Consider the following 6,094-nt stretch of genomic DNA (forward strand, 5'->3'; position numbering starts at 1 on the left):
CTATTTAGAACGCATAGCAGCTTATTTCTTTTTCTCACGCTTCGGCTTTTCTGGTTTAACGGACTCACCACCTGATTTTTGAGCTAGCTTTTCTTTTTCCTGCTTCAATTGATCCTGCGATCGCTGTTTGCCTTCTATGGCTTGCTGGTAATCTGGCTTGTATCGAATCGCCTTGTCATAAGAGGCGATCGCTTCTTCATACCGCTTCACGTTAAACAACGCATTCCCCCGACTAAACCAGCTTTCGTAGTGATCTGGCTTGATAGCAACGGCTCGATTATAAGAAGCGATCGCTTCTTGATATTGTTTCAAGTTATAAAGTAAATTGCCTCGATTGTACCAAATGAGGTAATCGCCTCGATTAAATTTTATTGCTTGGTTATAGGAAGCGATCGCTTCTTCGTATCGTTGTAATTGATGCAGCGACCAACCAATCCCATACCAGCCTTTAGAGTAATTTGGCTGAATTTTAGTAACTTGGGTATACGAGTCAATTGCATCTTTATATTGCTGCAAATTTACTAACGCATTTCCCCGGCTATACCAAGCTTTGAAGTGATTCGGTTGAAATCTTACCGCCTTGTCATAAGATTCAATCGCGTCTTGATAACGTTGCAAGCTCATTAGCGAGTTCCCCCGATTGTACCAAGCTTGGGAGTAGTCGGATTTGGATTCTACAGCTTTGTCATAAGACGCGATCGCTTCCTCATATTTTTGCAAATTATGCAACGTCCAGCCCCTACTGTACCAAGCTTGATAGTAGTCTGGCTTAAATTGCACCGCCTTATCAAAAGATTCAATTGCTTCTTGATATTGCTGTAAATTCGTCATTGCTTCGCCGCGACCATTCCAAACTTCTGGCGAATTGGGATTAATAGTTAAAGCTTTCTCGAAAGAATCAATTGCCTCTTTGTATTGCTCCAATTTATCCAGCACATAGCCGCGACCCGCCCAGGCTTCAAAGGATTCTGGGCTAATCTGAATGGCTTTGTCGTAAGCTTCAATCGCCTCTTTATATTTATTCAGATTGAATAGAATTTGACCGCGACCATTCCACGCTTCTAGGTATTCCGGTCTAATTTTAAGAGCTTTGTCATAAGCATTCAGCGCTTCCTCATTGCGATTTAATTCTGAAAAGGTTTTGCCTCGGTTATACAAGTCAGTCGCATTAGAAGAGTTAATAAAATTGACCATAAAAATGGCTGCGCCCGTTCCCAATCCTAGGACAATTGTTGAGATTAAAATTTTCCAAGGAAGGGAACGCGATTTTTTACTTTTTTTCTGACTTGTTGGACGAACGGGTGATTTTACAGAAGGTGCAACCATCATTGTGACACCCGTCGGGATTTTCAAATCTTTGAGAGCTTGCAACGCTTCAGCAGCAGATTGGTAACGCTGCCGAAAATCATAACGCACCATTTTATCTAAAACATTTGCCAGAGTGGTGCTGACTGATGAATGGTTACGCCAAATGATTTCACCCGTATTGGAATCTTCTGGTAATTCGTTAGGAAATAAGCCGGTGAGAGCTTGAATTCCTATCATGCCTACCGCATAGATATCACTGCTTAACTTGGGGTTTCCGTTCGCTTGTTCGCTTGGTAAGTAGCCTGGAGTACCAATGGCAACCGTAAAGCTAGTTTTTGCTCCCTTAATTATTTGAGTGCTAATTCGCTTAACTGCACCAAAATCAATTAAAACTAACTTGTTATCTTCCTTACGTCTGATTAAATTTCGAGGGTTGATATCGCGGTGGATAACATTTTGTTGATGGACAAATTCTAATATTTCAAGAATCTCTTGTAACAGAGAAATTACTTCATCTTCAGATAGTGGCGGGGTGGCTCCACTGCTACCGCCTGTGGGGAGTTCCTGGCTAAGATCGCCACCTTCAATGAATTCTTGAACTAGATAAAACTCTTGATTTTCCTCGAAGTAAGCAAAAAGTCGCGGAATCCGATCGTGATTCCCTAACTGGTGGAGAACTTTTGCTTCCGTCTCGAAGAGGCGTCTCGCAGTTTGCAAAGTCTGGGGATCGGTTGCTTGAGGCTTGAGTAGCTTAACAACGCATCGCGGGGTGCCAGGAAGATACATATCTTGGGCAAGATAAGTTTGACCAAACCCTCCTCCTCCCAAGGCGTTAATGATTTGGTAATGACCTCCCAGTGTTTGTCCGATAACTAAGTTCATGGAGTTTCGTGGCAGATAGCGTTAGGAAAGCGTCTTTGCAGAAAAATCGCGCAATCGTTGAAATCGATTTTGGCACAGAAGAACTTGTCTAACTCCACCTACATAGGTGAAAACAATCCATCAGGTGATTTGATGCGATCGCTTCGCTGGAAACACCGCAGCTTCCAGTCAACCCCCCCAAAGTGCGATCGCTCTCAGCTCAAACGTCTTTCTTAGGGTAGGCGATTGACTCTACCCATAGCAAGGGGATTGCTGGTGAGCTGAAACATACTTTTGTCAATATGCAACCAGGCTCTTTTGATAAAACTTAACCATAGGCATCTACCCAAATGATAAGAAAGTTTGTCTTTGCTACTCTTCTAGCCTTTTCAGCGCCCGTCGCTATCTCCACCTCAGGTCTTGCCCAATCTAACGCCCCAGGCACATCGACCACACCAGGCGTCACCACACCGACCACACCAGGCGTCACCACACCGACCACACCAGGCGTCACCACACCGACTACACCAGGCGTCACTACGCCAACTACACCAGGTGTAACCACACCAGCCACACCAGGTGTAACCACACCAACCACACCAGGCGTCACCACACCAACCACACCAGGCGTCACCACACCGACACCGCCGACCGCACCAGGCGTAACCACGCCGACTATACCTGGTGTAGCCACACCAACCACACCAGGCGTCACCACCCCAACCACACCAGGCGTAGCAACACCAACCACACCAGGCATAACACCGCCTGCTCTACCAGGGGTTCCGCCCGTGATACCCGTAATACCGCCGGTCACACCAGGCGTAACACCGGCAATCCCGTCGATTACACCAGTCACACCACCCACGCCACCATTACAGTGAGCGAACGGTAAATCGGTGTCTGGAGATTAGTCTGTCAATGTTTATCTGAAAAGTAGGGGCTTTCCGACCCGAAAGCCTCTACAGACTGTCAAAACATTTTTGACACAGCAATAGACTTGATTTTTTTGACCCACAACAGGGGCGCAAGTTGAGAAATGCGCTCCTTTACTGTAGGCTTCTAAACGGTGTAGCGACGCTCAGCATGAGCGTATAGGCACAACAAAACTGTAAATAGCTCTGTGGTCGAGAAACTGAGTTTCTGGTATCCGGGCGCGATTTTACATTGATTTGCGCTTAGCTGTACAGTACGTGTCACTGGCTTCCGGAAATAGATGTGAGTTGCTGAAAAAATTATCTAGATGTGTTTTTAAAATTCACTAGATAAAAAGCTGGCAATTTACTCCATGATCGGGAAACTACTAAAAGGGCGTTACCAAATTGTCCAACTCCTGGTATCTGGAGTTTTTGGACAGACCTATATTGCCGAAGACATTCACCAAGTAGGCAAGCCAAAATACGTTGTCAAGCACTTTAGTCTTGCAAGTTCAGACCCCAACAGTTTGGAAAGTGCAAGGCGTCGGTTCGTCAACGAAACAGAAATATTGACAAAACTTGGCACCCATAATCGAATTCCTCAGTTGTTAGACTCCTTTGAAGAAAACCAGGAATTCTATTTGGTACAAGAATTTATTCAGGGACATCAGCTGAGTGCGGAACTGCCCATAAGCCAAGGCTGCGTCAAACGCTGGACGGAAACCCAAGTCATTGAAATGCTGGAAGAAGTCCTGCGTATTCTGGCATTTGTTCACAGTCACGGCATCATTCATGGCGACTTGAAACCGAACAATTTAGTCAGACGCGGCGAGGATGGCAAGTTATTTCTAGTAGATTTTTGTGTAGCGCAGCCGCAGCATTCAGCTCCCGATCTAGCACAGAGTAATACGACTTTGGCTGTTGGTAGCTTAGGTTACATTCCCTCAGAGCAACTCATCGGACATCCCCGCCGTAATAGCGATATCTATGCTTTGGGAGTAATTGCCATCCAAGCCTTAACTGGCGTGGAACCGGCACAATTAAAAGAAAATCCTGAGACGGGTGAGCTGATCTGGCAGCACCTTTTTATCAGCAGTCTCTCGATGAGTGTCTTGAGCGATCGCTTAGTTTCTGTCCTGAACAAGATGGTACGCTACCACTTCAAAAGCCGCTACCAGTCAGCTTCGGAGGTACTGCAAGCTCTCCAGTCGTTAGACGGAAGCCAGAAGCCAGCAGTAGAGACAACCAACCAGCCACCCGTACAGAAGGCAGTTTTTAATCGTCAAAAAAAAGAAACTCACAAAGCCACAATTAAAGAATTTCCAACTCAAAAATCAAGGAAAGGCGAGAGAAATACTCGCTCTTACAAACCTCAACATTCTCCAATACTGACTGGGCTTGGAATCGGGATTGCAGCGAATAGTTTAGTAATAACAGGCGGACTTTATTCTCTGCTGAATGCTTTTCCGTCAGAGTCTTCATCAAACATTTTAGTTACCGCGAAGGACAAATATCAGACAGGAGATGTTCAAGGCGCGATCGCACTAGCACAATCTATTCCCTCAGAAAGTTCTATCTATCCAGAAGCTCAAGCCACCGCACGCGAGTGGAGCCAAGAGTGGCATACCGCTGCTGCTCAATTTCAATCCGCCGAACAAGCATTTAAAGAAAGCCGGTGGTTAGATGTGCTAGAAGCAGCTCGTAAGATTCCTAAAATTTCCTACTGGCAAGAAAAAATAGCGCCACTTGTTCAGGAAACTCAACCCAAAATTGAAGCGGAATCTCAACAATTACTAAAAAAAGCCTACCAGCGAGCAGCAGAAAAAGATTTTACCAGCGCCCTAAACTATCTCAAGCTCATTCCCCAACAAACGCCTGCTGGGGCAAAAGTTCAGACAAAGATTGCTGAATATACCCAAAAGCAACATATCAAAGCTGATTATCTGTTACAACAAGCCTACGAACGAGCATTCAGAACAGACTTTGCGGGTGCGTTAAATTATCTGCAACAGATTCCCCAAGACACCCCTACCTACGCCAGAGCTTTAGCCAAGAGTGCAGAATATACCGAAAAGCAGCACCTCCAAGCTGAAGCCGAAAAAAAGGCGGAAGCTCAAAAAGCAGCAGCTCAATCTGCTTCCCAGATTTCAGCAGAACGCCAAGATGCTAGAAGTCGGAAAGTCGGTGCAACGTATCGAGATATGAACCCTGGTAGCCGCCTCCAAGAAGTTACGCTAAGACTCATTCCCTAGCTCCCTCCAGAGTCTATTGCAACAGGTTCTGTTTTAAGGCTACGTTAAGGGAAGGTTTTCCACTGATGGGCTGCAATGAGTCAAAAGAACGAAGGGATAAAAATTCTTAGCGATAACCGGCAAGCCCGTTTCCTCTATGAAATTTTGGAAACCTATGAGGCGGGAATAGAGTTAACTGGCACCGAGGTTAAATCGATTCGTCTGGGTCAGGCCAATCTACGAGATGGCTATGCCCTGATTCGCAATGGTGAGATATGGCTGCTGAACGTCCACATTTCGCCCTACAAGGGCATCGGCGCATTTTTCAACCACGACCCTCGTCGCACTCGCAAATTGCTGCTGCACCGCCAGGAAATCCGCAAGCTGATTGGCAAGGTGGAACAGCAAGGTTTAACGTTAATCCCTCTGAAAATGTATTTGAAGGGGGGTTGGATTAAAATTAGTTTGGGTCTTGGCAAGGGTAAAAAGCTGCACGACAAGCGCGAAGACGTCAAGCGGCGCGATGATAAGCGCGATATGGAACGGGCGATGAAAAATTACTAATGAAATCGGGAAATTGGGAATTAACGTGAGTTTGGAATTAGAAACAGACAAAGACAGCTAGGTTGAAAGTGCTGGATTCGCATCTGCTTATCTGATACTTAACGTGAGTTCGGGATAAAAAAGGGCGGAGCAGATACGCTGAAAGTGCTGAGTTCTCAAGTATCTACCCGCCCATGCTTAGTTTAGAAGCTTTGTTTTGCCACGTCGATGATT

The 6,094-nt window shown here is 45.7% G+C and carries 5 protein-coding genes; 3 read left to right on the forward strand and 2 right to left on the reverse strand.

Annotated elements, in window-relative coordinates:
- Positions 1 to 21: 21 nt before the first annotated feature.
- Positions 22 to 2,190: a serine/threonine-protein kinase gene (locus tag NDI33_RS18130; RefSeq protein ID WP_190673419.1), complete on the reverse strand. Its 2,169-nt coding sequence runs from the start codon at positions 2,188 to 2,190 to the stop codon at positions 22 to 24.
- Between the two features lie 69 nt (positions 2,191 to 2,259).
- Between NDI33_RS18130 and NDI33_RS18135 the strand changes: the two genes are divergently transcribed.
- Complete coding sequence (locus NDI33_RS18135) at positions 2,260 to 2,406, forward strand: hypothetical protein (protein WP_190673422.1); 147 nt, start codon at positions 2,260 to 2,262, stop codon at positions 2,404 to 2,406.
- Between the two features lie 91 nt (positions 2,407 to 2,497).
- Here the strand turns inward: NDI33_RS18135 and NDI33_RS18140 are convergent, their stop codons facing one another.
- A complete protein-coding gene (locus NDI33_RS18140; RefSeq protein WP_190673425.1) occupies positions 2,498 to 3,028 on the reverse strand; it encodes a hypothetical protein in 531 nt (176 codons plus the stop codon).
- Between the two features lie 429 nt (positions 3,029 to 3,457).
- On the opposite strand from NDI33_RS18140, the gene NDI33_RS18145 reads away from it, so the two are divergent.
- Both NDI33_RS18145 and smpB read left to right on the forward strand, forming a co-directional pair.
- Positions 3,458 to 5,338 carry a serine/threonine-protein kinase gene (locus NDI33_RS18145; RefSeq protein WP_190673427.1) on the forward strand — a complete coding sequence of 627 codons (1,881 nt, stop codon included), beginning with the start codon at positions 3,458 to 3,460 and terminating at the stop codon, positions 5,336 to 5,338.
- 75 nt (positions 5,339 to 5,413) lie between these two features.
- Positions 5,414 to 5,881, forward strand: coding sequence for an SsrA-binding protein SmpB (gene smpB, locus NDI33_RS18150; RefSeq protein WP_190413167.1), 468 nt, complete (start codon positions 5,414 to 5,416; stop codon positions 5,879 to 5,881).
- The last annotated feature ends 213 nt before the right edge of the window (positions 5,882 to 6,094 follow it).

The sequence above is a fragment of the Trichocoleus sp. DQ-A1 genome (assembly GCF_039961955.1).
In the GTDB taxonomy this organism is placed as follows: Bacteria; Cyanobacteriota; Cyanobacteriia; order Cyanobacteriales; family FACHB-T130; genus FACHB-T130.